Here is a 26,069-nt window from a genome sequence, read left to right as displayed (position 1 = left end):
GGAATAGACACCTCCCGGGACGGTTCTGCATAGTCTAAATTATATGTGTAATACATTTTGACAAGCTGCGTACTTGAAATTGGTTCTTGCCGGATCAAATTGTGGTTTTGATCCGGCATCCAAAACTATCTCCTGAAAAGATCCGGAACAAAACAGCTGGCTAGCTGGCGGTAAGAGGATGAAGCGACAGCCGTTCCGTAGGAGGTAGTTTTTATTTACTGTAAAAGTTTCCTTAAGGAAAAATAATTTATGAATAGAAATATTTTTTCATGTAGTGAAAATGTCTTGGTAAAGCAAAATGCTTTGTATAAAGTGAAAATGCTTTGGCTTTGTGTAAGTAAAAATGTTCTTGTCAGGAGAGTGGGGAATATGGAGATTCGCTTAAAAAAAGCACCACTGTACCGAATAGCGCTAAGTGTATGTTATTTACTAATTATGGCTGAATGTCACGGTGCATGGATTTTCACTTTATGGGGGTGAAGCGTGGCTTCTCTGCCAATTCCCTCTTAGCCGGCATCGCTGTTGCAGTGAAGGATTCACAGAGTTTGTAAACAGGGTGGAGCCGCCTTTAAATAGAAGATGCCAACCACCCTGCGCGCTGCCGGTTAGAGGATAGCAAAATTAATTTTTCCGGGTGACGTTTTCGCAAGCAGCCTAGGGTATGGTATACTTAGACATTGGCAAGCTTTATAGATGTGCAAGATGCATAACAGCGATCAGAAGAATGATCGCGGCTATCTAACAATGATTAGTTTTCACCACAATGCTGGTGCTTTCGTTACATAGTTCGGATTACATATCCATATAAGACAACGTTTGGAGAGGGTAAGCATGTGCGGAATAGCTGGACTGATGTATTTCTCGGAGAGAGAGCCTTCAATAGAGCAACTAAAAGGGATGACGGATATAATAGAGCATCGCGGTCCCGACGATAGTGGATTCTGGACGGATCCGGGCATTGGCCTCGGCTTCCGCCGCTTATCAATTATTGACTTGCAGGAGGGGCATCAGCCGCTCGCCAATGAGGACGATTCGGTTTGGATTGTGTTCAATGGGGAGATTTATAATTATAAAGAATTGCGCCAGGAACTGGAAGGCAAGGGCCACCAGTTTCGAACACAGAGTGATACGGAGACGATTGTCCATTTATATGAAGAGTACGGACGGGAATGCGTGAAGAAGCTTAGAGGCATGTTCGGGTTTGTTATTTGGGACCGCAGAAAAAAACTGCTGTTCGGAGCGAGGGACCACTTTGGCATAAAGCCGTTTTATTACAGCACGTCTCCTGAAAGATTCGCCTTCGGCTCTGAAATTAAAAGCTTGCTGGCTGCCGGTGATTGCGGGCAGGCTGTGGAGCGGGAGGCATTTTACAACTATTTGACCTTTCAGTATGTGCCTGAGCCGATGACGATGTTTGCGGGCATCCGTAAGCTTCCGCCCGGTCATACGATAACCGTAACACCGGATGGAGAGATGTCCATCGAACGCTACTGGGACCCGATGTTTGCACCAGTGTCCAGATCGCTTGATGATTATGTGGAAGAAATCCGGGAGAAGCTGAAGGATTCCGTCATTCATCACATGCAGAGCGATGTGGAGCGCGGCTGCTTTCTTTCCAGCGGGATTGACTCGACCACGATCGCATCGTATATGCGCAGTATAGAGCCGATCCGCACGTTCTCGGTCGGCTTCGAAGGAGCGAACAATGAGACGGTGATTGCCCGCGAAACGGCGCAGGCGCTCGGCACTGAGCATTATGACAAAGTAATTAGCGAGCGGGATTTCTTCGCGTCTGTGCCCAAAGCTATCTGGCATCAGGACGAGCCGGTAGCCGATCCATCGGCTATTGCCCTCTACCATGTGGCCGAGCTGGCACGCCAGCATGTTACGGTCGTGCTTTCCGGCGAAGGCGCGGACGAGCTGTTCGGAGGCTACCGGATCTATCGTGAGCCGCTGGCACTGCGCCCGCTTTCCTGGCTGCCGCTGCCGGTTAAACGGCTGCTGCACCGTATGGCAGCGTGGCTTCCTGCAGGCGTGCCCGGCAAAAATTACTTGCTGAGAGGGACGACACCTCTGGAAGAGCGTTTTTTGGGCAATGCCAAAATTTTCACGGAAGATATGAAAGCAGAGATTGTGCAGGGTGGACGTGAGCTCTTGCGGCAACACCTGCAGCCTGTACAAATTGCCGAACAATTTTACAGCCGGACCCGCCATTTGGATCCGGTCAGCCGGATGCAGTACATTGATATGAACCTGTGGCTGCCGGGTGACATTCTTATGAAGGCAGATAAAATGACGATGGCGCATTCCTTGGAATTGAGAGTTCCCTTTCTCGATAAGGAGTTGTTCGAGCTGGCAAGGCAAATTCCAGCCGATTACCGTCTAATGCAGGGCACGACGAAATATATATTTCGTAAAGCGATGGAAGGGATTATTCCGGAATTTATTCTCCAGCGTCCGAAGCTTGGTTTTCCCGTTCCGATGCGCGATTGGCTGAAGGGAAAAAGCGGAGAGGTCGTGCTTGAACAAATTCTCTCAGGAGGAATAGGGGACTTTGTCAATCTGGACGCTGTTGAGCAAATGGCCCGAAAGCATCGCCAGGGCGAAGGCGATTATGCGAGAAGGCTGTGGGTTCTCTATGTATTTGCTTTATGGCACAGCACTTATATGATGGGACAAAGCGGGCAGGTTATCCGGCCAGCTAGTTCGGGGGCTGTTTAATTCAGCGGGTTGTCCGCGTTCTGGCGAAGAGCTGTGAACGCGGATTCCATTATAAATGAGGTAGCAGCAAAATGAAGTGGAGGGAGAATTCAGCTTGTACAAACTAGTTGCGTTAGACATGGATGGGACGTTTTTAACCAAAGAGCACACGATTTCAGAAGCCAACCGAAAATGGGTTAACAAGGCGATTGACGCTGGTGTCACGGTAATGTTTTCTACAGGGAGAGGGATTCAGAACATCTCCCCTTACATCGAGCAAATGGACTTGAAATCCCCGATCGTTGCCGTAAACGGCGGGGAAGTGTGGGGTTCACCCGGCATTTTGCTGAAAAGAACGTTAATGAAAAACGAATGGATAAGTCAATTGGCTGAGATGGCTAAAGAGTTCGGCGTATGGTATTGGAGCTATGCTGTCGATGGTTTGTATAATAAAGAGAATTGGACCGGCAATGTGGAAAAGCATGAATGGCTGAAGTTCGGGTTTGCGACTGAAGATCTTGAGCGGCTGAAGCAGGTTCGCGACCGCTTGGAGGATTGGGGAATATTTGAGATTACCAATTCGAATTTGACCAATCTTGAGCTGAACCCGAAAGGGGTTAGCAAAGCGAGTGGAATTATGGAGGTGTGCAACCTGCTGGGCATTAAAATGCAGGAGGTCATCGCCATGGGGGACAGCCAAAACGATATGACAATGATTAAAGAAGCCGGGCTCGGCATCGCCATGGGAAATGCCCAGGACGCCGTGAAGCTTGCTGCTGATACCGTTACGGATACGAACGAGGAAGATGGCGTAGCCAAGGCGATTCAGAAATATATTTTTGGCGGGGCCGAGTAATTAAGAAGCGAAATAAGGGTTGAGCGGGAGGGTAAACGCATGGAGATTCTAGGTTGGGCACTGATCATTATCTTGTTTGTCGTAGGGATGCTAGGTACCGTGTATCCCATTCTTCCCGGAGTTTTGGCGGTGTATGCCGCTTTTTTCGTTTACGGCTGGTTTTTTAGCTTTGCCCCTTTCGGATTTTGGTTTTGGGCGATTCAGACGGGCATTGTCGTGGCGGTGATTGTAGCCGATTACTTAATCAGTGCTATGGGCGTTAAAAAGTTTGGCGGCAATCGGGCATCGGTCATCGGCAGTATGATCGGGGTGCTCGTCGGCCCCTTTGTCATTCCGTTTGCCGGATTGATTTTGGGCCCTTTTATCGGCGCGGTGCTCGGAGAGCTGCTGTCCGGAACTCGGCCGGATCTGGCGATCAAATCGGGGATTGGTTCAGTGGTCGGATTTTTCTCAAGTGTGATTGCTAAGATCATCCTCCAGATGATCATGATCGTTCTATTTTTCATCTGGGTGCTGTAAAACGTGAATTAGGAAGAAGGGTTTCAGGTGTCCAAGGATTCCTTAATCAAAGGAACGCTGATTCTCGCTGTGGCGGCGCTGGTCGCCAGAGTGCTGGGAGTGGTGCAGAAGGTGCCGCTGATTCACTTGATCGGTGATAGCGGCATGGCAACCTTCGGCATAGCGTTCAATATTTATACTATATTGATGACAGTAGCTACCGCCGGAATTCCGAGCGCATTAAGCAAAATGGTGTCTGAAAGAATGGAATTGGGAAGGTATGCGGAAGCAGAGCGCGTATACAAGGCTGCGGTGATGTTTGCTATAGCCGCCGGAGCTTTTATGACCATCCTGCTCATTCTGTTTGCCCCGTTATATGCGAGCAAGGTAGGGGATGAATCTGCGGTGCTTGCGATTCGCGCTCTAGCTCCGGCGCTGCTGCTGTTTCCGCTGATTGCGATTATGCGCGGATACTTCCAGGGCAGGCAGCGCATGATGCCGAACGGAATTTCGCAAATTATTGAGCAGGTGCTGCGCCTGATTACGGCGATTGGGCTTGCTTACTTGCTGCTTCAGTTGGACTGGGGGCATGACTGGGCGGTCGCCGGAGCTTCATTTGGCGGAGTGATGGGCAGCGTTGGAGCTTTCGCCATTCTGTACATGTTTTATAAGCTGCTGCGGGCCAAGGATGAGGAGCACGGAAGAACCCCTACTCCATCCGGCTGGGAGAAAGCGCGGCAGCTTTCTTACGGAGTCATCTATCGCGATATTTTCCGTTTGTCGGTGCCGATTGTCTTGTTCTCCATAGCTGTGCCGCTTATTTATTTCATTGACAGCTCCACGGTGATTCCGCTGCTGCAGGATACGATTGGCGCAGACCAGGCCAAGGATGAGCTGGGGATTTTGACTGGACGGGCTCAGTCGCTTGCCGGGATTCCGATCATTCTGGCAATCGCTTTAAGTCAATCGATCGTGCCGATCGTATCGGCTGCTTATGCGCGCAAAGACTTGACTCAGGTCAACCGCCAGGCATCAAAAGCGCTGCAGATATCGCTGCTTACCGGGCTGCCGGTCATTCTGGCTATTGCTGCTGCCGGCCGTTCTGTCAACGGGCTGCTTTTTCCCGATGAGAAGGGAACCGGGGTGATCGTATTTTTGACGCTTACCGCGCTGTTCCAAATTTTGATGCAGACATCAGGCGCTATCTTGATGGGGATCGGTCTAATGCGTCCATTGATCGTCAATGTCGTTGCCGGTATTGTCATCAAGGTCGCTTTCAGCTTTATACTGGCACCTTGGCTCGGAATATACGGGATCGTAACGGCAACCGCGCTCTGCTTTATTACGATGATGCTGTTAAACTTGCGGGTGCTGCGACAGCGGGTAAGATTCCGGGTGCTGACGCTGCCGCGGTGGATTCGCCTGTTGTTCATTGCGGCCGTGTCGTTTACAGCCGGCTTCGCTGTGGAACGCGGTCTGCATGCTTTGATTCACGATTGGCCGTTCAAGCTTGGCTATTTCTTGACCGCAGGCATCACTGGCGGCCTGGTTACAGCGCTGTTCATCGCTCTCCTGATCGGCCTGCGGGTTATCAAACCGGAAGAGCTGGATCGCCTTCCGGGGCCTCTCCGCAAGCTGCTGCGCAAAGGCGCGGCGCTACTCGGCCGCTAGCTCGCGCGCGGCTGCGGCCAGCTCCAGCTTGCGCCAGCAGGCGCTGTGCTCACGCGTGATGTCGACCGGCTCGGCCAGCTTCGCGGTAGTGAGGTAGGCGATCGCAGACAGATCGCCAAACCAGTCATACCGCTCCACCTCGCCGAGTGTCCGGTCGGGCCACGCGTCGCCAAGCGCCGGGCTGGCGTGCCGCTGGGCGGCCGCATGCGCGGCGTCGCGCCCGTCGCCCGCGGCGAGGCTGCTGCGCTGCTGCGCGCCTGCCTGCGCCGCCCGCGTCGGCTCGGCCGCATGCGCGCCCGCCTGTGCGCCCGCATGCTGCGGCTCAGCAGGCCGCACCGCGCCGCGCGCCTGCGCGTCCGCCGCGTGCGCTGGCGCAGCGGTGAATACGTGCGGCCAATAGTCCGCACGAGAGCCGCTGTGCGGCACGGCTTGAGCGAAGCGGAGGAAGCCGCGGTGCCGCGCAGGGTCGGCAAACAGCAGAGCATACAGCTGTTTGCCGAATTCGATGCGCTCCTGCAAATCGGAGAAGTTCTCCAGCACGCGGCCAAACAACTGTGTGGTCGGGGCTGGATGGTTAGCTGCAGACAGCGGCCGCAGCGTCTCCTTGGCGGACTCGGGCAGCCAAGGAAACACGATTTGGTTCAGCTGCAAAGCCGCCTGCATAATCCTCTCCCATGAATGGGGGTATGCTTTACTTTGCAGCTCTTTATTTTCAACCACCCGACGCTGGATATACTGCTGTTCATTAATAATCAGGCCGATGGCGAGCAAGGGCTCATGCCCTTCCTTCCAAAACTGCTCCCACAGCGGAAGCATAAAGCGGGATACGCCAAAATGGGGAAGCAAAGCAAACAAGGGCTTGCCCTGGCGTTTGCTTTCCGCATAGAGCAGCAGCTGCGGGTAAGCGTCCTGAAAAATGAGCGCATTCGCTTTTTCCAGCAAGGCAAACAACGCTTCGATCTGTTCTTTATCGAGCAAACGAGAGAGCAGGTCTCCCCGTAAATCGGTCATATTCCAGCCGCCGTTCCGCGATACCATATGAGCAAGAAAAGCCCAGTGAAGCTCGGGATGCTTTAAATATATATCCAAGTAGGCCTGCGTGCGCGTAAGGTTATTCCGGTTGGCGGTTTCCGTATGCTCCCGGATCGTCTCTACCCATTGCAGTTCCTCAGCGGTTAAGCGGTCGAACGGGATAGCGGGTGAGGTTTGCAGCAAAGCCCGAGATTCGGCTCCTTCGGCGTCGGTCAGAGAGGCCGATATGGTCAACTGGTCTGCCAATGGCTTGCGGATGATCCGGCGGTCGAGATTGGATATTTCCATTTCCTTTCCGGAGGGGAATAGCTTGGAACGTAAGGAATGCTGGCTCGAATTCCGGAGGACGACGTTTCCTAGCGTTCTGTAAATGGAACGAACCAGCACGAACAATAAAGCCGCTCTTCGTACCCATTTGCTCTCTGTTACTGCTTTTTGTGAAGTTCTGCTCATCCAGGAGCACCTCCTACGTGTTATCCATTCCCTAAATTTTCTTAATCCATGTATCAGGTTCTTAACTTTTTCCAGAAGTGGAAAGGCAAACCGGAAGTCAAGACCAACAACAAAAAATCAAGGTTTAAACCAAGACCAACAAAACAAACAAAACAAAACCGTTTGGTTTTGCTTTGACCTATATTGGTTTAATGAAAGATAAGCAGATGGTATATGTAAAATATCGCTGAACATGGCGTTGCTGAACATGGCTTTGCTGAGCATGCAGACTGGTTTTCCATGGAGCGCTAGTACCATGCGGTGCCGTGGAACATGGCGTTATTGTGCACGCAGTGCTGCTCTTTCATAGAGCGCTGGTACATGCAGTGCCATTGAACATGCCGTCAAGCTGATATGCAGTGCCGCTGTACTAGCAGATTAAATTGTTTTATGAAATTCATTCGGCTGTGAAACTTTTGCTTTTTCGTTCCGTAATACATGGGGAGAAGAATTATTATACATTCATGGAGGAGACGATAGTATGGGGAAAAAGAAGTACATACGCTGGTTTTCGGGCTGGCTCGCTGCTATGGTTCTGTTTTTGACAGCGTGTCAAGGAATTGGCGGCGTCGATTTGAACAAAGCGTTAAAGGACAACTTATTATTGGAGTCCTATGAAGGATCAGGCACCGTGAGCCTGGAAATTTCCGGCCTTAATGAAGATTGGCTGGTTGAAGAAGGCGTGGACCTGTCCTTCTTGCAAAACCTGAGAGTTGACTTTACGAACATGAAAGTTCAGGATTTGGAAACTATGTCCTCGGACGGAGTTGTTCTGCTGGGAGAAAGAAAGATTCCATTTTCCTTTTCCATGGATAAAGAAATCGTAGCTTTTGATGTGGAAGGGCTAAAAGGACCCATCTACGTAGATGCGAGCTATAACGAGTTTGAAGACGCAGGCCTCGGTCTTGAAGGCATTGAGGAAAATGCGATGGAACTGGCTCGCTCATTGGGTGGGTTCATCATTGACAACTTCCCTAACCCTTCTAAGGTAGGGCTGACGAAGGTCCAGGAGAATATCAACGGAGAGCCGGTGGAATTGAACAAAGTTCACCTGCAAATTAAAGGCAGCGAAGTTGTTGATCTGTTTAAAAAGTTCATCGAGAATGTACTGGCTGATGAAGAAGCGTTAAAAGGAATTATCGAACAGGTCTATACCTTGGTTATTGCCCCAATGGAAGGTGGAGAAGCTGCTGGCTTATTGGGTGATGGATTAGCGGTTGACCAGATTTACCAAGTTATCAAAGAAGAGCTGGAAGTCTTTTCTGCTGAAATTGATACGTTAAAGGATGATCCGGATCTGGCCGCCATCTTTAATGATGACAACTACATCAACATGGATTTCTATGTGGATAAGCAATTGCAGATTCGCAAGTCTGCTGTAGAACTGGTAGTAGTTATTCTTAGTGATGAAGGGCCGGTTACGGTCAGGGTCGCTTCCGACCAGGATATATGGAACTTGAATGGCAATATTGCTGCTGACCTTCTGGATATAAGCAAAGGCTATTCGGTTGAAGATGAATCTTTAACTTCCGGATTCTTGATTGCTAACATGGATCGTCAATCCGATCTGTTCAAGCTTCTGGATGAAGATTTGAATCTTCGCGCTAAGTCGCTCTTCCTGCCAGTCTGGGAAGGTGATGTGCATGATTATAAATGGGGAGAGCCATACCTCGATCCTGTTACCGAAAAAACAATGGTGCCTGTTCGCCTGGTAGCTGAGGAATTGGATGCTGTAGTGGAATGGGACAACGATCTTCGCCAAGTTAACATTGTAGACGCTTGGACAGGGAAAACAATCGTTCTAACCATTGGCAGCACGACGGCGCTTATCGATGGTGTCGAAACTCAGCTGGAAGGACCGGCTGTATTGACTGATGATACGACTTATGTACCTGTTCGTTTCGTAGCTGAAGCCTTTGGTGCCGAGGTGGATTGGGATAATGAATTCCGCGCGGTCATTATCGAACGGAATTAAGTAATTGGAATAAGAAGTTTAGAAGGCCTCCTGGCCACAGTGTTATCTAAGAACTGTGGCGCAGAGAGGCCTTTTTTCTTGCGGTATTTTGATAAATCCCCAGAGGAGTTTTGGAGTCGAACAATATATTGTTCAAACAACTTATATAGATGAATCAAAAGGGCTTGTTGCCTGCGCTTTGTACGAAACGTCGTACAAATGTATGGGGTTTAAGTGCTATTTCCGGAGATTTATATGAAACGTCGTACAAATGCAGGGGATTGAGGTGCGATTACCCAACATTTGTATGACAAATCGTACAAATGCATGGGATTAAGGTGTGATTACCCGAAATTTGTATGACAAATCGTACAAATGCAGGGATTTAAGCTACTAAGGAGCTGCAGCCAGTGTTTCAGATGAAACGTCGTACAAATGCATGGGATTTAGGTGCGATTACCCAACATTTGTATGACAAATCGTACAAAAGCATGGGCTTGAAGTGTTATTACCCTGGATTGCTAATCATGCGGGGAGTTTTATTTTCTCAGAAAAACCGCATACGTTTGCCGCCGAGTGGGGCCCGGATGCGAATTGTATGCGGAAAACCGTATACAATCGCCGCAGCGGCGGGCCCGGTGGCGGAATTCATAATGCTAAATTAATCGTGCTAAATTAATCGTGCTAAATTAATCGTGCTAAATTAATCATCATACTCAACGGACAAGATTTCTCCTGTGCGAGCATCTATTTCTACTTCAACTTCTTCCCGTCCCGAACGAATTTCAATTTCGTAATAAAGCTGACCGTCATCGGAATCCAGCTCCGCTTTCGTAACGATTCCTTGCACCTTCTCAGTAGCTATGGCTACCGCTTCAACCATCGTCAATACATCCTTCATTCGCTCGCTTTTGTACGCATTGCGGTCACGCTCTTCTTTAACTTTCAGAATTTCGCCTGAGTATGCATCTACGTAAATATCATACTCCTTGGAGCTGCTTTCGACTTCTACTTCATAGTAGACGGAGCCTTTGTCCCGTTCCAGCTCAATGCTTTCCACATAACCTTCTGCCTGGGTCAATGCTGCTGCTATCGCTTGCTCAACAGTCAGCAGCGGCTTCTGTCCGGACGTCTGCTCTGCAGCCCGGATAGAGCTTGGAGCTTGCTGCTCAACGGAATGTCTGTAACCATTCTCTCGCTTCAAATTGGAGTCCGGATTATCCATCGCAAACCCGATGCCCATGGTGCTCACACCTAAAGCCCCTCCGACCGCAATGGCCACGGCCAGTGTTCCTACCATCCATCTTCTTTTCATCATTGTGCGCCTCCTTCAATGTCTCATTTGTTATTACAGCTTTACTATACCGCTCCAAAATGAGAACTCGCGGAAAGCTTCATTAGAATTTCATGAGAGAGAAACAGATGGACTCCGTTTATAGAAACTAAATATAGAAAATAGAATTAACTAAAGACGTTAGTCGTCCCAGGAAACGGACATCACTTCACCTGTAATCGCATGGATTTGTACGATCGCCTCGCGACCATCCTCCAGCTCAATTTCCACAAGATAGAAGCCGGTTCCGTCAATTTGCTTCAAATCTACGTCATCGACCTCCCCCGAAATATGCTGAAGCGCACGTTGTGCCGCTTCTTCCTCAGTCAGCAGCAGCGGAGGCTCTGAAGGTTCCGAAGATTCTGAGGGCATTGAAGGCTGCGAAGGTTCCGAAGGCAATGAAGGCGAGGGTTCAGGATGAGAACCTTCATCAGATGGTTCAGGCAGCGCATCTTCACCCGCAGAAGGGAAAGCTTCGACTCGCTCCAAGGACAGAACGTCACCGCTTTGGGCATGAATTTGAATTTCGTATACACCTGTATCTAATCGCAAATCGACAATATACTTCTCTCGCTCCTGTCTGATATCTTTAATCTCGCCGGAATATCTGGATATTATAGAGTCCCGGACTTCTTGTTCAGTTAATGTTTCGGCAGAGGACAATGCCGGCCTCCATTGCATCAGGAGCACCAGAAGCAGGAGCGCTAGTGCTGTTCCGCCAGCGGCGACAAGCCATCTTGTTCTGTTCATCGCTTCACCTCATTGGTAGATCCTTAATGGACAGTGCTTCCTTTAAAAACAGTGTAAATCACAAAGATGAGAATTCGCTGAGAATTACTTGGTTCAAAACTTAAACTAGTGGTTGACAACAAAGGAGGAAATCACAACGGGGAATGAGGGGACCTCCGATCGCTGTTAGCATATGCTCCCGAAGTACGCTTTCTTCCAGAAAGCGTTGACCCCAGATTTCTTAATCATAGCCGCCTCAGCGGTTGAAATCCGGTGGCAAAGGCGAACGCTTCCACGCTCCCGAAGCTGCTTTCCTTCGGAAAGCTTTGACTCCCTTTTCCCCTCCGCTTCTGCTATCTTATACTGTCAACCTCTAATTATTAGAGTGAGCCAATTATTTATCGGGCAAAATTAAGGTTGCCGTTGTGCCTGCTCCTTCCAGGCTGTCCAGCTCTAACCTTGCTCCTATGGCTTCTGCAATCTCTTTGGCGAGGGAGAGTCCAAGTCCTGCACTGCCATCCTTCCGGCTTCGGGATTTGTCTACACGATAGAAGCGGTCGAATACCTTTTCCAGCTCATTCTTGGGTATGCCGATCCCCCGGTCCTCAATGCGGATGTAGGCTCCATTGGTCGTGCGGCCGACATAAAGCACGATTTTATCTTCACTATATTTACGGGCGTTATCCAAAAATATAAATATCAGCTGCTTCAGCTTTTTCTCATCGCTGTAACCACTGACTGCCTGGGGAGCTATGATTTCAATAACTCTGCCGTAGGCGTTCTGAAACGCTTTGGCCGAAGAGGACACCAGCTTCTTCAAGTCCAGTTCTTCCTTGTGCAGGTTCCACTGCTCATCATGTTTAGCTAGAAGAAGGAGCTGCTGAGTCAGTTCCCTCATCCGAACCGCTTCCGAATGAATTGCATCTACCGATTCAACGAATAAATCGGGCTGTTCCAGACCTCTTCTTTTCAGCAGGCTGGCGTAGCTTTCGATAACGGTGAGAGGCGTTTTTAATTCATGAGAGGCATTGGCAACGAATTGCTCCTGCTTCTCAAAGTGAGTCTCCAAGAGTTCAATCATCTGGTTGAACGTTTTGCCCATTTCGTAAAGCTCGTCTTTAGAGCGCTTTGGCAGCTCCAAGCGTTTAAACCGCCCGCTGGCACGTATCTCGCGCATTGTTCCGATCATGGACGATATGGGACGCGAAATTAAATTGCTCAGGAGCCGTCCGGACAGGAAAACAGGCACGGCCGCAAGCAAAGTGACCAAGATCAAAACATTCCGCAAAAGTTTCAAGTTGCTTTCCATCGTTTGCAGACTTTCTGTCACTTGCAGATTCACCACTTGCCCGTCCACCCATATAAGCGGAATTGAGGCAAGCGCATATTTGTGCCCCTTATAGGAAACCACCAGACTGCTTTGTTCCGGGTACCGAGTGACGGGACTTTGGCTTAATTCTGCTTCAGATGGTGAGGTGACAACGAATAAACTTCTCGCCTCTTGATCCACGATACGGATCATGCCGTTGACCGGTACGTAGGCGCGGAGCAAGTCCTTTGGTGAGATCATATCGGCTGACCGGGTAACATTGGCTGCGATATTTTCAGTTGTTAGTTTAATTTTGTCCAGTTCGCTGTTCAGAGTTTGTCTGCTAAATAGCATATAGATAAACAATAGGACAAGGACAAGCAGCAGGACAAACATGACGGAAGAATATAAATGGATCTTATTGCTCAGCCTCATGACCATTCCTTCAGCACGTAACCAACACCGCGAACAGTATGAATTAGCGTTGGCTCGTAGCCTTGATCGATTTTTTTCTAAGGTAGCGCACATAGACGTCGACTACATTCGTATCTCCGAAATAATCGAAACCCCATACCGCTTCCACAATTTGTTCTCTGGTCAGCACCTGGCGTTGGTGCTTCATAAGGTACACCAGAAGGTCGAATTCACGCGGGGTCAGCTCAATTCGATCCGTTTCCCGGAGCACTTCGCGGGTCTTTTCATTGAGCTTCAAATTCCCGACGGCCAGCCATTCCTGCTCATTAGAGAGGGGTGACCGGGCGGAACGAAGTCTTAAAGCCGCGCGGATTCTGGCCAACAGCTCCTCAATTTGGAACGGTTTTGTAATATAGTCATTGGCGCCCAAATCGAGTCCTGAAACTTTATCCTTCACTTCGTCCTTTGCTGTGAGCAAGATGATCGGGGTATGAAGATCGTCAGCGCGGATTCTGCGCAGCAGGTCTATTCCGCTCATGCCGGGAAGCATTACGTCCAGTAAAATTAAATCCCAGGCTCCGGTACGGTATGCCGCCAAAGCTTCCAGCCCGTCCGTTGCTTTGCTTACCTCATACCCTTCATGCTCCAGTTCCAGCTGCAGCACTCTGGCGATTTTCACTTCATCTTCTACAATCAATACGCGTTGGTTACTCATAATTCACCCTTTTCTGCACCTGCTCCAAAATAAAAGAATCTGGAAGCTGATTAAGTACCTTATCAGCCAGCTGATCTAAATCAAGTATACCAAATGCGCCATCGTCAGACATAACGCTAATAAACGCATGCTTCATGTAAAAATTTATAGAAATATGAAGACGTTAGAGCAAAGAATTCGTTTATAGGAGTAAGATTAGGATAGAAGAGAAGAAGGCTAGCTACTCACTCGTTAAGGGGAAATTGGGATTCGGCGGGAAACTTTATCAATCATATGAAGTGAGGGAGGACTTGACTTCTTTGGACATTACTAGAGAAGCGGCTGGAAAATGTTGATCTGATGCCTTCTAAGCTAAGAGGACACCATGGAGGCCTTAAAGCATACTTACGGGAGAGAGGATGGGACCGGGAGGCAGTGAACTCACTTGAATTTTAGCATATCCGAAGCCATCACAGCGACACCAAAAAGCACTCTTATGACTTCGCAGCCATCCAAATATTTGATCCCATCATGAAAGCCCAGCCGATGCCATCCGAAAGATGGACGACTGCCAAAACCCGAACCTCAAGCTCCTCCCATATTTCTGCCGACTCATCCTGATTGACATCGAAAATGCATCTGAATACATCTTGCTCAATTCGCCATAAAATCGAGAGGCAATGTCGCCATAGCTATTCGTAAAATCCTTCCTCGACAAAGAACAGCCGCAAAGTCAGCTGCGGGTGTCTTGCTGCCCGTTACCCGTTCTCGGATTCGCTTTCAGAGGGGGCCGCGGGCTGTTGTGAATCCCGCCGCGGACCGGGCAGACGTCCTGCTCTAGAGGCTGCTTCGCGAAGCAGAAACTCGATGTGCCCGTTAACACTGCGGAATTCATCGTTGGCCCAGCGCTCCAGTACCTCGTACAGCTTGGGGTCGATGCGTAGGGGAAAGCTTTTTTTAGCCATAAATTAGTCTTTAGCCGTATAAGCTTCCTGTATTAATGACTGGACTCGCGGAGCGGTCCGATACGATGGAAACCATCAGATTATTCACCATCGCCGCTTTGCGCTCATCATCTAACTGAAAGTTCCCCTCAGCTTCCAGGCGGGCGATGGCCATCATGACCATAGTGACTGCGCCTTCTACAATTTGCTGGCGCGCCGAGATAATGGCAGAGGCTTGCTGTCTTTGCAGCATGGCACTGGCTATTTCCGTAGAGTAAGCCAGATGAGTCAGTCGGGCTTCCATGACCTCGACACCAGCGACGGACAATCTTTCCTGAAGCTCTATTCCTAATTCCTGGGCAATTTCTTCGGCATTTCCGCGCAAGGAATAGCCGTCATTGGCGAAGTTGTCGTAAGGATATTTGCTGGCAACATGCCGCAAGGCGGTTTCGCTTTGAATCTCCACAAACTCTTCGTAATGGTCCACATCGAATGTTGCTTTGGCCGTGTCGACGACGCGGAATACGATGACCGCTGCGATTTCTATCGGATTTCCTTCTACATCGTTAACCTTTAGGCGGGCGCTGTTAAAATTACGTACCCTTAGCGAGATGCTGGTGCGGACGGATAGGGGGATGGTGATCCACATTCCGGTATCGCGGATGGTTCCCATGTAGGTTCCGAAGAAGGTAACGACCTTTCCCTGATTAGGCTGGACGATCGTGAAGGAGGTGCTGAAGAAGAGTACAGCAATCGCCAGCAGCAGCAAGCCCCATAAGACGAGCTGTTTAAGCAGCAGAATAGCACCTAGGCAAGTAAGAGCAAGCAAAATTATTAATCCTAAATAACCGTTTATTTTCCATACTGGTTTTTCATTCATAGCTGTCCGTCCTTTCTTAAGTTGGAATTTTTTTATCAAATATTATTTTGATATAACAATGATATCACTTTTTCAAATAAATGTAAACAAAATTAATTGCTCTAATTTCTGCTAAAAAGGATCTTATTAAACCGCTTGATTCTTATCACATTGACAATCAGGTTCTAGGCATGCTATAAAGGGGAAAATCAACCGGAGGGATAAAAGATGAGACCTGTAACGAGTGAAGCAGAATTTAACGAGATCATCCGCCAAGATAAACCTACACTGGCGGTATTTAAAGCCGATTGGTGCAAAGACTGCCACTTTATTGATCCTTTTATGCCAGAAGTGGAAAGCCAATACGCCGATTCTTTAACCTTTGTCGTTGTAGACCGGGATCAACTTCCCGAGCTTTGTGAGCATTATCATATTCTAGGCATTCCCAGCTTTATTATGTTCCGGAACGGCCAGGAAGTTACCCGGTTTGTGAGCAAGCTGAGAAAAACGCGGGAAGAAATCGAACAATATTTAGATAAGTCGCTGCAGGTTGCCAAATCACTCCAGGCGTGATGCAAAAATGGCCGCTTTTTTTTGAAGGTTTTCAATAACGAAGCAGCGCTAGCAGAACCAATCCGCCCCCCTTATGCTTGTTAAGAGAGGGGGCTTTTTTTATTTGTTAGGCCAGAACTTTAAGCGCCTTCAATGCATTGTCACAATTACACATGGTATTATGCGCGATTTATCGATATAATTGGATTTGGTATCTTTCTGCACGAGATAAAACTTAGGGGTAGACAACATGTATAATTTTTGGCGAAGGCTTCCATTAAATAAATTATCCCTGGCAGCGGCTATCGGGATGTTCATTGTGCTGCTGCAGGGCGCAATTGTCACCAAGACGGGCTCGGGAGAAGGCTGCGGAGATGATTGGCCATTATGTAATGGCAAATTTGTGCCCAGCTATACGATCGAATCCATGATTGAGTATTCCCACCGGCTTGTAAGCGGGATTGAAGGCATACTGATCCTTATGCTGTTTATAGCGGTGATGGTTCAGGTGAAGCGCAAAGATGTCCGCTGGTACATCACATTAGCTTTGCTCTTTACGATAATTCAAGCGATACTTGGCGCGATGGTTGTCGTATTTCACCAGCCGCCATTAGTAAAAGCGCTGCATTTTGGGATTTCCCTGTTTGCCTTCGGCTGCTCCTTGCTGACGGCAGTGGTTATTCGCCACTCTGCCAAAATTCCTGAAACGCTGCCTTCCGGCGTTGTGGCCGGGCGCACCTTTAAAGCACCTTCTCGTCTGTTACAATTCGGGATTTGGCTAACGACGGTTTACTGCCTCGTCGTAGTATATTTAGGTGCTTACATTAGACACACCAAATCATGGGGAGGCTGTTCAGGATGGCCGCTCTGCAATGGACAAGTCATCCCGGAATTGTCCGGTGCTACCGGAGTTGTTTTTCTTCATCGGACGGCCGCTTTGATCTTTTTTATCGTCCTTCTTTGCCTGTATCTCATTGTGCGCAGACAATCCGAGCTGCCGGGTGAGTTTCGCCAGTGGACCGGCTGGGCGTTTGTTCTGGTCATTCTTCAAGTTCTCAGCGGGGCGCTGGTTACCTTTACAATCGCGAGTGAATGGATTATTACGACCGGTCTGCTCCATGCGGTATTGATTGCCGGATTATTCAGTGTGCTTCTCTACCTTTGTGTACGTGCTTATCAGCTGGGCGAGCGTTAACTACACTGAAATACGATTTAAAGTTAATAATCAGCCAACATACTCTCCTTCGGGAGAGTTTTTTTTACCGCTATACCGGGCTGTTAATCTTCGAATGGACTTCGTTACTATTTCTATAATTGACAGCGCTTCCATAAGGAATTATACTCTTTATTAAACCAGAAACAAACCAGGGATGAGATTTGCAGCGCAATTTTGCAGTTATTTAGTTAGATATTAAAACCTGAAGTAAACCACGATAATGGAGAAACCACAGACGCGAGGGAATTACAGGAGTAATGGGAAGCCACAGGCTGCTGGTAGTAGAAGAAAGCTGTACCCATGGTTCAGGGCTTGGACTGTTGACGGCAGGCTGGCAGCTTTGCAGCTTCACACATGTTAAGGAGGAGACAGGATGACCGAGGAAAAAAGAATGAACATGACTGCTAATCAGCAGCAAGAAGTGGGAAATCAGCCACTGAATAACGTAGCAGATCAAGCATCGGCCTCCAGGGAGGCCAGCGGACATGGTATCAGCCGCAGACGAATGCTGAAAGTGCTCGGTCTGGGTGGCGTTATGCTGGCTGGGAGTGCTTTGGGCTCCAAAGTTCTTGCTGCTGAGGAGACAATTAGTCGCGATCCGGAGGCAAGCTTAACGTCTGCAGGACGCAGTGGGATTATCTATGTTCCTACAATAAGCGAGCTGCTCAATCTTCCTCCAGGACAGTACAAGAAAGGTACGGCCGTATATGTAGGCGGTTACCATCGAGAAGGAGACGGGGGAGGCAAGTGGGTCCGCTGGGACGCAGACAGCACGCTGCAGGATAATGGGGGAACGGTGCATGCTCCCGGGAGAGGGAATTCGAGAGGGCGCTGGGTGGCTGTTCATAATGGAGTGGCCGATTTTCGCTGGTTCGGTGTTCTCGATGCCGGTACGAATGCGGACCAGGCATTGGAGGCTATGGTAAATGATCCTTCCATTCACCGCATAGAAGCGCATACGGATTTGAACTTTGTCCGTCGTCATACGTTTCACCGCAGCGGCGTGGAGCTGGACTTTCACGGACATACAGTGACGACAAGGGATATTGCTTTAAATACGCCTAATAATCCTTTTGGCGCGGTCATTTTTTTCCAGGGGCAACCGACAGGAGCAACCCAATCCGTAACCCTCTCCAAGGAAATAGCTGAGCTTTCGGACATTTTGGAGGTAGCGGACGCCTCCGCCTTTCAAGTGAACGACTGGTGGCGGGCTAGAATTAGCAATCATCCGGGAGGCCGAGAGCAGAGAGAGCTGGACTACCTGCTCATGGTAACGGAAATTATGGATAACCGACATATCCGGGTTAATTATAAAATAGGCTGGTCCCTTGCTGCCGGACGCACCATTGAATATACCCAAATCAATCCTGTGTTTAATAGTCATGTCCGCAATATGAACTTTATCGGGGTACCAGTACCGCCTAGCGAGTCTACTAGCGTGCCTCCATTTGATACATGGGACCAAATCGGCTCCAACCCCGTCGCTTACGAATTCGCCGTACGCTGTGACGTATCCGGGATTCGTGCTGCGCAGGTGTTTTGGCCGGTAATCCAGCGCCGTTATTGCACCCATTATGTCACGGAGCGCTGCGAATTATATAACCCGGAAGAAAGGGACTGGGGAGGTACAGGATATTTGACCCAGCAGCTCAATGTATTGTATGCTCACGTTAAAGATTGCAATACGAGCAACGCCCGCCATCTGAATGACTTTACTTGCGCTGCCTACTGCTTGGTCGAGAACTGTCACGGCGACGGAGATGATTACGGACCGTTTGTCACCCACGGCCAATTCGAGCATGATTTGGTTTACATAGGGAATTCCGGGTTAATGTCGTTTGCCAACAGCGGAGTTACGTGGGGAGACAGCGCCAAGCGAATTACAGTCAAAAAACATACAGCCAGCCGGATTGTAGTCAACAAGCGAATTACTGATTTGACGTTGGAAGATGTACATGTATATGTCAAACCAGGGCTGGATAATTCCGGTTCTATCTGGGCTAACGTGGATGGCCTGCAGCTTAGAGGGTGCACGGCTCAAGCAATGCTTACTTTATCACAAGGCTCTTCCCGCTCAATGAGACCTAACATATTGGAGAACTGCTCCTTTGTTATGGTGAAAGGCTATGAGATCGCCCGTCCTGTGCGTACCCAGTCACTCGGCTTTACCCCTACCTCCGCCAATCTGCGTATCGTTAACTGCGAGTTTTTAAACGTGGAGGACGTTAACATAGGCAGCATCAATCGTTTGGAGCTGATTAATACCTGGTTCAGAGGTACCTCTGCCAACTCAGGAAGAATTGCAATTGGCAGCAAGGAGATCTATATCCAGGGAGGCGGTTTTGCCGATTGCGGCATGGTATTTACGGGTGCTTGGGACAAGGCGGAGACCGGGACAGCCCGGCAGGAAGTTACAATTGCAGGGGGAACGGAATGTCGCGGAACGAACGGGGAGAAGGCATTCTTTAAAAGCGCGCAGCCGGATAATGACGTCGTCTGGAGACTCAGCCATTATTCAAGCACTGCATCGGATGGAGAGACGGCCCATCTGGCGCTTGTCGGCGGGGGCCACCAGCTAAGTATGATCGGATGCCGCCTGACCGGCGGCAAATACGAGGTTAAGCCGGGGTCCATTCCAGCGGGAAGCAGCTTGTACATTGCTTCCTGTCTGGAAGCAGGGGTTAACCGGACGATGCTCCCTCCTGAAGGAGATCGGATTAAGCATACGGAAGGGAATATGATTATTCCGTAGCTTGCGGTTTGCTATTCCCCGGGCAGCCTTACATCTCGAATGCTGCATAGCTTTATAGTTGAATTTAAGTAAGGATATCAGCGTTCAACTGTACAGAAGGGAATATGACAATGGCTGATCCAAGAACGAGCCGCCGCTCATCACGAGCAAGGCTGGATGAACTCGTGAACCGCTTAAGAGAACAAATATTGACTGGTGAGTGGGCTGCCGGCCAATACTTGCCGTCCGAGAAATGGTTGGCTGCCGAACATCAGTTAAGCAATCAGTCGGTACGCAAAGGTCTTGCCAAACTTGCGGAAGAAGGGTTGATTCGTAAAATTCCCCGGGTAGGAACCAGAGTGGTCGGACCTGCGGAAGGCGTAACGGCGACGATTCGATTAGGTTATCATGCTTCGGTTACCGGCGAGGCTGACATTCTTCAGCTTATCGCCAAATTCCATAAGCAGCACCCGCAGTTTAGAGTTCAGGCTGTTCCGCTAGCGATCAGCAGCTATAATAATTTGGGCAGTTACTTGCAGAACGAGATTTTGGATGTCGTCATGCTCAACTATAATCAATTCCTTACTTTTATGGATGCGGGAGGTGCCTCCTCTCTAGAGTCCATGGACAGCAATGGCGAGCTCTATACGTTTCTGTCCGAGGCATTTGCTTATGAAGGGCGGCAGCTGGCCCTGCCCTTTATCTTCTCGCCGCTTATTCTCTGCTACAACCGCCGGCACTTTCAGGAGCAAGGCCTGCCGGAACCGGACAGCGGATGGAGCTGGACAGATTTGACAGAGGTTGCATCCAGGCTATCTAAGCAAAAGGAACGAATTGGCTTTCATTGTGATTTCTATTCGATCAATCGCTGGCCACTCCTGCCTTTGCAGCTGGGGGCGAAGGCTGAGCGTTACGCTGACGGCCGTATCCGATTGACGGGGACTAAGCTGATGGAAGCGCTGCACAGGTGCAAAGCCATGAAGGAGATGTTCCCTCTTATTGCAGACGGCACAACGACCGGCCAATCGGAGCGGATGCTGAGAGAAGGTAAAGTGTCGATGATTATGACGACTTATTTTTACCTGAATTATTTGCGTGGGGCCTCGCTTCCTTTCGATGTTGCCCCGGTGCCTCATTTCGGCCAGCCGGCGACGATGCTGCTGAATATCGGATTGGCTGTCAGCCGGCAATCCAGGGTAAAGGAATCAGCCTTGCAGCTTGTCCGCTTTTTGACCTCTTCTGCAGCTCAGCAGTATATCCGGCTCAACACGTACAGCTTGCCGGCCCGAAAGCTGGATGCGGAATGGAGCGGGGAAGAAGTTATTTACCGGCCTTCACGCTTTTCCCTTTTCCGGGAGATCATTCCGAGCTTCCATTACATCAGCGATCTCGGGTTAAGCGCAGCCGAATTGGAGAGGCTTCACGAATCGGCGAAATGGTATTGGGCCGGACTGGAAAGCGAGGAAGGTCTGGCCCTGAAGATGGAGAGTCCAGAAGAAGGATAAGCTTTTTCGTGCCGGTAAAATTCCGAAATGCATCATAAGTTAGCATTCTGATTAGCATAGCCTGGCGGTCCTTGATTATAGGACCGTTTTTTATTTAGAGCAATGCTTTAAAGAGAGGAATCAGATTAAGCTGGACGAACCGTGCAAAAAAGGCTTAATCTTAATATTGGTACGCGGATCATAAAAACAGACAGTATACTTCGTAAAACAGTATTGTTCATAATAAGAGAAGCCAGCGGAAAGAAAAGTATGCAGCAGGAGACCATGGCAGGATGTTGTAGACTATGCATGCATACAGATTATGAGTATTCCAGCACAAGAGGAGGAACAGAGATGACTGGACTAATAAACCCCTCCCGCAGTAAAGAAGGCCGCAAACGAAGCGCATTTATTACTTTGCTAACGTCTTACATCATATTGCTGCTGCTTCCTGCATTGATTGGAAGCGTTTTATATACCCAGGTGGCTAAGCACATGGTGGAGAATGCCAACCGCACCAATCTGGGGATGCTCGAACAGGTCAAGCGAATCATGGACAGCAGGCTAGGTGAGATTGATGCCATGACGGTGCAGATTGGACTGAATCCGCGCCTGGCCTGGCTGCTTAACAATATGGGGGAGGATCCGCTGGATGACCAGATGAGAGTTATTGAGTTCATGCGGGACCTCCGCAGCTTTCGCAACGTGAATACATTCATGAATGATTTCTATATCTATTTGAGAAATAGTGATACAGTCATCACTCCGTATATGAAAACGAATTCTGCTCTTTTTTTGAACGGATTCACGTCTATCAGAACAAAGAACCGGACTGGGTTCAGGAGACCCTGCTATCCGGCCCGCATTATAAAACTTTTTTCCCTGTTTCCACTATTCGGGACACTACCTCCCGCAAGCAGAACAATATGATCACTTATGTTCAGGGGCTTCCCTTGGAGGGCTTGGCCCAGCCTGACGGGTATCTGGTCTTTAATGTGGATGAATCGGAGTTTGATGATATGCTGCGGCAGGTGGAATGGGTGAGCCGGGGGGATATTTATATATTAAACGATAACCTCGAGGTGCTTATCTCCAATTCTTCAGATAATTCTTTAGATCCATCCCTTTATCCGCAATTAGATGGAAGCAGCAGCTTCTTCCGTATTCAACAGGGGGGAGAAGAGAAAATGCTCTCCTATACGACGAGCAGCTACGGCTGGAAGTATGTGTCGGTCGTGCCAACCGATATTGTGCTCTCCAAAGTGAATGCAATTAAAAACTGGGCGCTCGTCCTGCTGATCCTGTATCTGGTCGGCGGCATAATCGCCGCATACTTCCTGGCTTACCGCAATTACACACCGATCCGTGAAGTGGTGCAGGCGATTACGAAGCGCAAAGGGATCAGTTCGCCCCGTCTGGATAATGAATACGAATTTATCAAAAAAACGATTGTCAGCGCTATGGACGAAGAGAACAACCTGCGCAAGATGCTATCGGAACAGGCGCCGGTTATTCAGGCAAATTTCCTGTCCCGCCTCATTAAGGGGTACGTCGATACATCGGATGAACAGGACTCGTCCCTCGCTTTTATGGGCATTCAATTTCCCTATAGCTTCTTTGCTACGGTTATTATCGATATCGAGGATTGCAGCGAGTTTGCCCGCGGCGAGGCGACTGAGCAGGAATGGGCTCTGGCTCGCTTTGTTATCAGCAATCTCGGCAATGATCTCCTGCGCAAATCAGGCTATATCATTGAGATGGACCGCAGCCGGCTTGCAGTGCTGATGAATTTCAGCGATTCTGCGACTGGACAGAAGCTGCGAGATGAGGTTGTTTATGAATTGAAACGGCTAACCGAGGATAAATTCAGGCTGAAAACGACGATGGCCGTCAGTCAGATTCATCAGGGATTGGAAGAACTGGGCAGAGGCTATAGCGAGGCGCTGATTGCTCTAGATTACCGGATTATTCAGGGATCCAACGAGATTATTTTTTACGAGCAGATGGAAAATTTGGAGCAGCATTATTACTATTACCCGATGGAAACGGAAACCCAGCTGGTCAATTATGCAAAAAGCGGGGATTACGAGCAGGCTGAGAAGCTGCTGGAGCATATCTATGAAACTAACTTTGTTACTCATGGGATCACTCCGGAAATGGGCCGCTGTTTGTTTTTTGACATGCTCAGCACGGTGCTGAAGGTACTGAACGGTCTCAATCGGGGAGAGCGGGATTGGTTTGAAGGAGCGTCCGATCCTGCCAAATATATTTCGGATTGCTCCACAGCTGAGGAAATGCTGGCCAAAATGAAAGGATTATACTACAGGATATGCACGGTAACCAAAGAAGAGCGGACAGATCACGGGGAGCGCTTGTTCACGAGAATTACAGAATATATCGAAGAGCACGGGATTGACGGGAATTGGAGCCTGACGGCAATGGCAGACCATTTCTCTTTGACTCCGCAGTATTTGTCGGCATTTTTCAAAAAGCATGGGGGCATCAATATTACCGATTACATTGCTAAGGTTAGGATTCGGGAGGCTAAAAGACTATTGGCTGACCGCAGTCTGACGATCACGCAAATTGCTCTTAAGGTCGGTTATTCCAACGATGTCGGCTTCATCCGATTCTTTAAAAAATACGAAGGCATTACACCGGGGAAATATCGGGAAATGCTGCAGGAATAAGGGCAATCTTGCTTGCAGATAGCCGATCCTAAAAAAAGATAGCCGGCTTTCTTAACCCCGTATAACCAATAACGAATACGTAGGGTATATACGGCCCCCGCTCTCTATTATAGTGAAATCAAGCTTTACTTTCAGTTTAACGATCCATAAAAAGGGAGGTTGTATTCAAACGATGAAGCAAATGAATAAAACGACAGCCGCTGTCATGTCCTTCACTTTATTAGGAAGTCTGCTGGCAGGATGTTCTTCGGGCGACAGCCCTGCTCCTTCCTCATCACCAGGAGCATCCACGAACCCCAGCTCGACTCCTGTTGAAAGCGATTACCCTGAAAAGCTCAGCTATTGGGTGGCCTTAAATGCTAATGCTGCGGCTACGATGCAGAGCTACAACGAGATTGGTGCCTACAAAGAAAAAGAAAGGATCACCGGAACAAGAGTCGAGTTTCAGCATCCTCCGGCCGGGCAGGGAAGCGATCAGTTTAACCTGATGTTTAACTCCAACAACCTGCCGGATGTGATTGAGTATACCTGGACCGGAAGCTCTCTTCCAAAAGGCCCCGATGCAGCGATCAAGGAACAGAGAATTATCCGCTTAAATGAATTGATTGACGAGCATGCCCCGAATTTGAAAAAAATACTGGATGAGAACCCGGACTATTTAAAGCTGATCACGACAGATGAAGGCAACATCTATACGTTTCCGTTTCTTAGAGGAGATGAATTCCTGCTTGTTTATATGGGGGTGGCCATCCGCCAAGATTGGCTGGATCAATTGAATCTGCCAATGCCGGTGACGCTGGATGATTGGGAGAAGACGTTAACTGCCTTCCGCGATAACGATTTGAACGGCAATGGCCAGCAGGATGAAATCCCTCTCTTGATTAGCCGGGATTTCATCGATTCGACGAATGCCTTTATCGGCGCTTTCGGCATTACTCACCAGTTCTATCAGGAGAATGGTCAAGTGAAATACGGCCCAATGGAACCGGAGTACAAAGAATTTCTCACACTGATGAACAAATGGTATACCGAAGGACTGATTGACCAGGATTACGTAACGACAGACGGAACCTTGCGCGATGCCAAAATGACCGGAGAGCAATTAGGCGCCGTAATTACTTATGTGGGAAGCGGAGTGGGCCGGTATAACGATTTGATGGAGGAAAGCAATCCTTCCTTCAAGCTCGTGGGCGCGCCTTATCCCGTAAAAGAAGAAGGAATGCCTTCCATTGGCCAGTATGAATATCCGTTCACAGGCATTGGCGCATCCATCACGGTAAGTGCCTCCAATCCTGAAGCTATTGTCCGCTGGCTTGACTTTAATTACAGCGAGGAAGGCCACATGCTGTTCAACTTCGGAATTGAAGGGGAAAGCTACGAATTGGAAGGAGATTATCCGAGATTCACCGATACTGTAATGAACAATCCAGACGGACTGCCGATTACTCAGGCGATGGCCAGATATAATCTAGCGAGCTTCTCGGGGCCATTCCTGCATGATAAGCGTTACAGCGAGCAGTACAATGAGCGCCAGGAGCAGATCGATGCCATCAACGCTTGGCTTGATGCTGACCATAGCAAGGTTCTGCCCCCTCTGCAGCCTTCTGCCGAGGACAGCAGCCGCTATGCTTCAATTATGAATGACGTGAAGACGTACCGAGATGAAATGTTTGACCGCTTTGTGATGGGAACGGAATCTCTGGATGATTTCGATAAATTTGTTGAAACGCTGAAAACAATGGGCATTGAGGAAGCTATTCAAATTCAGCAAGCCGCCTTGGATCGCTTCAACGCCCGCTAAAGCTAGAGGTATGAATTCGTGCCGGGACTTCCGGCACGAATTCCCTTAACGGGGCTGAACCATTTTTAATGTTCGCTTATAGTCCACGCAGAAAACGATGTCTTATCTCC

The 26,069-nt window shown here is 49.0% G+C and carries 18 protein-coding genes and 1 pseudogene; 12 read left to right on the top strand and 7 right to left on the bottom strand.

Annotation, left to right across the window (positions count from 1 at the left end):
- Positions 1–831: 831 nt before the first annotated feature.
- The 4 genes from asnB to PSHG_RS06965 all read left to right on the top strand — a co-directional run bounded on the left by asnB (position 832) and on the right by PSHG_RS06965 (position 5,725).
- Positions 832–2,721: an asparagine synthase (glutamine-hydrolyzing) gene (asnB, locus tag PSHG_RS06980; RefSeq protein WP_010271255.1), complete on the top strand. Its 1,890-nt coding sequence runs from the start codon at positions 832–834 to the stop codon at positions 2,719–2,721.
- 94 nt (positions 2,722–2,815) lie between these two features.
- Positions 2,816–3,556: a Cof-type HAD-IIB family hydrolase gene (locus PSHG_RS06975; RefSeq protein ID WP_262362337.1), complete on the top strand. Its 741-nt coding sequence runs from the start codon at positions 2,816–2,818 to the stop codon at positions 3,554–3,556.
- A 39-nt stretch (positions 3,557–3,595) separates the two neighbouring features.
- Positions 3,596–4,075 (top strand): DUF456 domain-containing protein, encoded by a 480-nt coding sequence (locus PSHG_RS06970; RefSeq protein ID WP_010271252.1) that lies wholly within the window; start codon positions 3,596–3,598, stop codon positions 4,073–4,075.
- A 27-nt stretch (positions 4,076–4,102) separates the two neighbouring features.
- A complete protein-coding gene (locus PSHG_RS06965) occupies positions 4,103–5,725 on the top strand; it encodes a putative polysaccharide biosynthesis protein (protein ID WP_010271251.1) in 1,623 nt (540 codons plus the stop codon).
- On the opposite strand, the gene PSHG_RS26810 is transcribed toward PSHG_RS06965, so the two are convergent.
- The gene (locus PSHG_RS26810) at positions 5,711–7,210 is read right to left on the bottom strand and encodes a DUF2515 family protein (protein ID WP_010271249.1); all 1,500 of its coding nucleotides are present in this window, start codon (positions 7,208–7,210) and stop codon (positions 5,711–5,713) included. The two genes, PSHG_RS06965 and PSHG_RS26810, sit on opposite strands and share 15 nt — an antisense overlap.
- A 520-nt stretch (positions 7,211–7,730) precedes the next feature.
- Here PSHG_RS26810 and PSHG_RS06955 point away from each other — a divergent pair.
- Positions 7,731–9,224, top strand: coding sequence for a copper amine oxidase N-terminal domain-containing protein (locus PSHG_RS06955; protein ID WP_010271247.1), 1,494 nt, complete (start codon positions 7,731–7,733; stop codon positions 9,222–9,224).
- Between the two features lie 682 nt (positions 9,225–9,906).
- Here PSHG_RS06955 and PSHG_RS26805 read toward each other — a convergent pair.
- From PSHG_RS26805 to PSHG_RS06915, 6 genes and pseudogenes are all read right to left on the bottom strand, one after another.
- Positions 9,907–10,521: a PepSY domain-containing protein gene (locus PSHG_RS26805; RefSeq protein WP_052310047.1), complete on the bottom strand. Its 615-nt coding sequence runs from the start codon at positions 10,519–10,521 to the stop codon at positions 9,907–9,909.
- Positions 10,522–10,677: 156 nt separating this feature from the next.
- Entirely contained in the window at positions 10,678–11,286 is a 609-nt protein-coding gene (locus PSHG_RS29200) for a PepSY domain-containing protein (RefSeq protein ID WP_010271240.1), read from the bottom strand.
- A 373-nt stretch (positions 11,287–11,659) separates the two neighbouring features.
- Positions 11,660–13,009 (bottom strand): sensor histidine kinase, encoded by a 1,350-nt coding sequence (locus PSHG_RS06935; RefSeq protein WP_010271237.1) that lies wholly within the window; start codon positions 13,007–13,009, stop codon positions 11,660–11,662.
- Positions 13,006–13,703, bottom strand: a pseudogene (locus PSHG_RS26795) (response regulator transcription factor). The gene PSHG_RS06935 and the pseudogene PSHG_RS26795 overlap by 4 nt, the downstream one beginning before the upstream one ends.
- A 737-nt stretch (positions 13,704–14,440) precedes the next feature.
- Entirely contained in the window at positions 14,441–14,647 is a 207-nt protein-coding gene (locus PSHG_RS06920; RefSeq protein WP_010271232.1) for a hypothetical protein, read from the bottom strand.
- A 10-nt stretch (positions 14,648–14,657) separates the two neighbouring features.
- Complete coding sequence (locus PSHG_RS06915; protein ID WP_010271230.1) at positions 14,658–15,506, bottom strand: SPFH domain-containing protein; 849 nt, start codon at positions 15,504–15,506, stop codon at positions 14,658–14,660.
- Positions 15,507–15,713: 207 nt separating this feature from the next.
- On the opposite strand from PSHG_RS06915, the gene PSHG_RS06910 reads away from it, so the two are divergent.
- The 7 genes from PSHG_RS06910 (at position 15,714) to PSHG_RS06875 (ending at position 25,959) form a co-directional block, all read left to right on the top strand.
- Positions 15,714–16,058, top strand: a complete 345-nt coding sequence (locus PSHG_RS06910; protein WP_010271228.1) for a thioredoxin family protein — start codon at positions 15,714–15,716, stop codon at positions 16,056–16,058.
- 229 nt (positions 16,059–16,287) lie between these two features.
- Positions 16,288–17,232, top strand: coding sequence for a COX15/CtaA family protein (locus PSHG_RS06905; RefSeq protein WP_010271226.1), 945 nt, complete (start codon positions 16,288–16,290; stop codon positions 17,230–17,232).
- Between the two features lie 394 nt (positions 17,233–17,626).
- Positions 17,627–20,005 carry a hypothetical protein gene (locus PSHG_RS26790; RefSeq protein WP_010271224.1) on the top strand — a complete coding sequence of 793 codons (2,379 nt, stop codon included), beginning with the start codon at positions 17,627–17,629 and terminating at the stop codon, positions 20,003–20,005.
- A 110-nt stretch (positions 20,006–20,115) separates the two neighbouring features.
- Entirely contained in the window at positions 20,116–21,489 is a 1,374-nt protein-coding gene (locus PSHG_RS06890; protein ID WP_010271221.1) for an extracellular solute-binding protein, read from the top strand.
- 333 nt (positions 21,490–21,822) lie between these two features.
- Positions 21,823–22,398 carry a cache domain-containing protein gene (locus PSHG_RS06885; protein ID WP_026021223.1) on the top strand — a complete coding sequence of 192 codons (576 nt, stop codon included), beginning with the start codon at positions 21,823–21,825 and terminating at the stop codon, positions 22,396–22,398.
- Positions 22,395–24,158, top strand: a complete 1,764-nt coding sequence (locus PSHG_RS06880; protein ID WP_026021222.1) for a helix-turn-helix domain-containing protein — start codon at positions 22,395–22,397, stop codon at positions 24,156–24,158. The genes PSHG_RS06885 and PSHG_RS06880 overlap by 4 nt, the downstream gene beginning before the upstream one ends.
- 172 nt (positions 24,159–24,330) lie before the next feature.
- Positions 24,331–25,959, top strand: a complete 1,629-nt coding sequence (locus tag PSHG_RS06875) for an extracellular solute-binding protein (RefSeq protein WP_010271218.1) — start codon at positions 24,331–24,333, stop codon at positions 25,957–25,959.
- The last annotated feature ends 110 nt before the right edge of the window (positions 25,960–26,069 follow it).

The organism is Paenibacillus senegalensis JC66 (assembly GCF_000285515.1).
GTDB classification, from domain to species: domain Bacteria; phylum Bacillota; class Bacilli; order Paenibacillales; family NBRC-103111; genus Paenibacillus_L; species Paenibacillus_L senegalensis.
The sequence above is the reverse complement of the archived record's forward strand: the minus strand, read 5'-3'. Positions and strand labels throughout refer to the sequence as shown.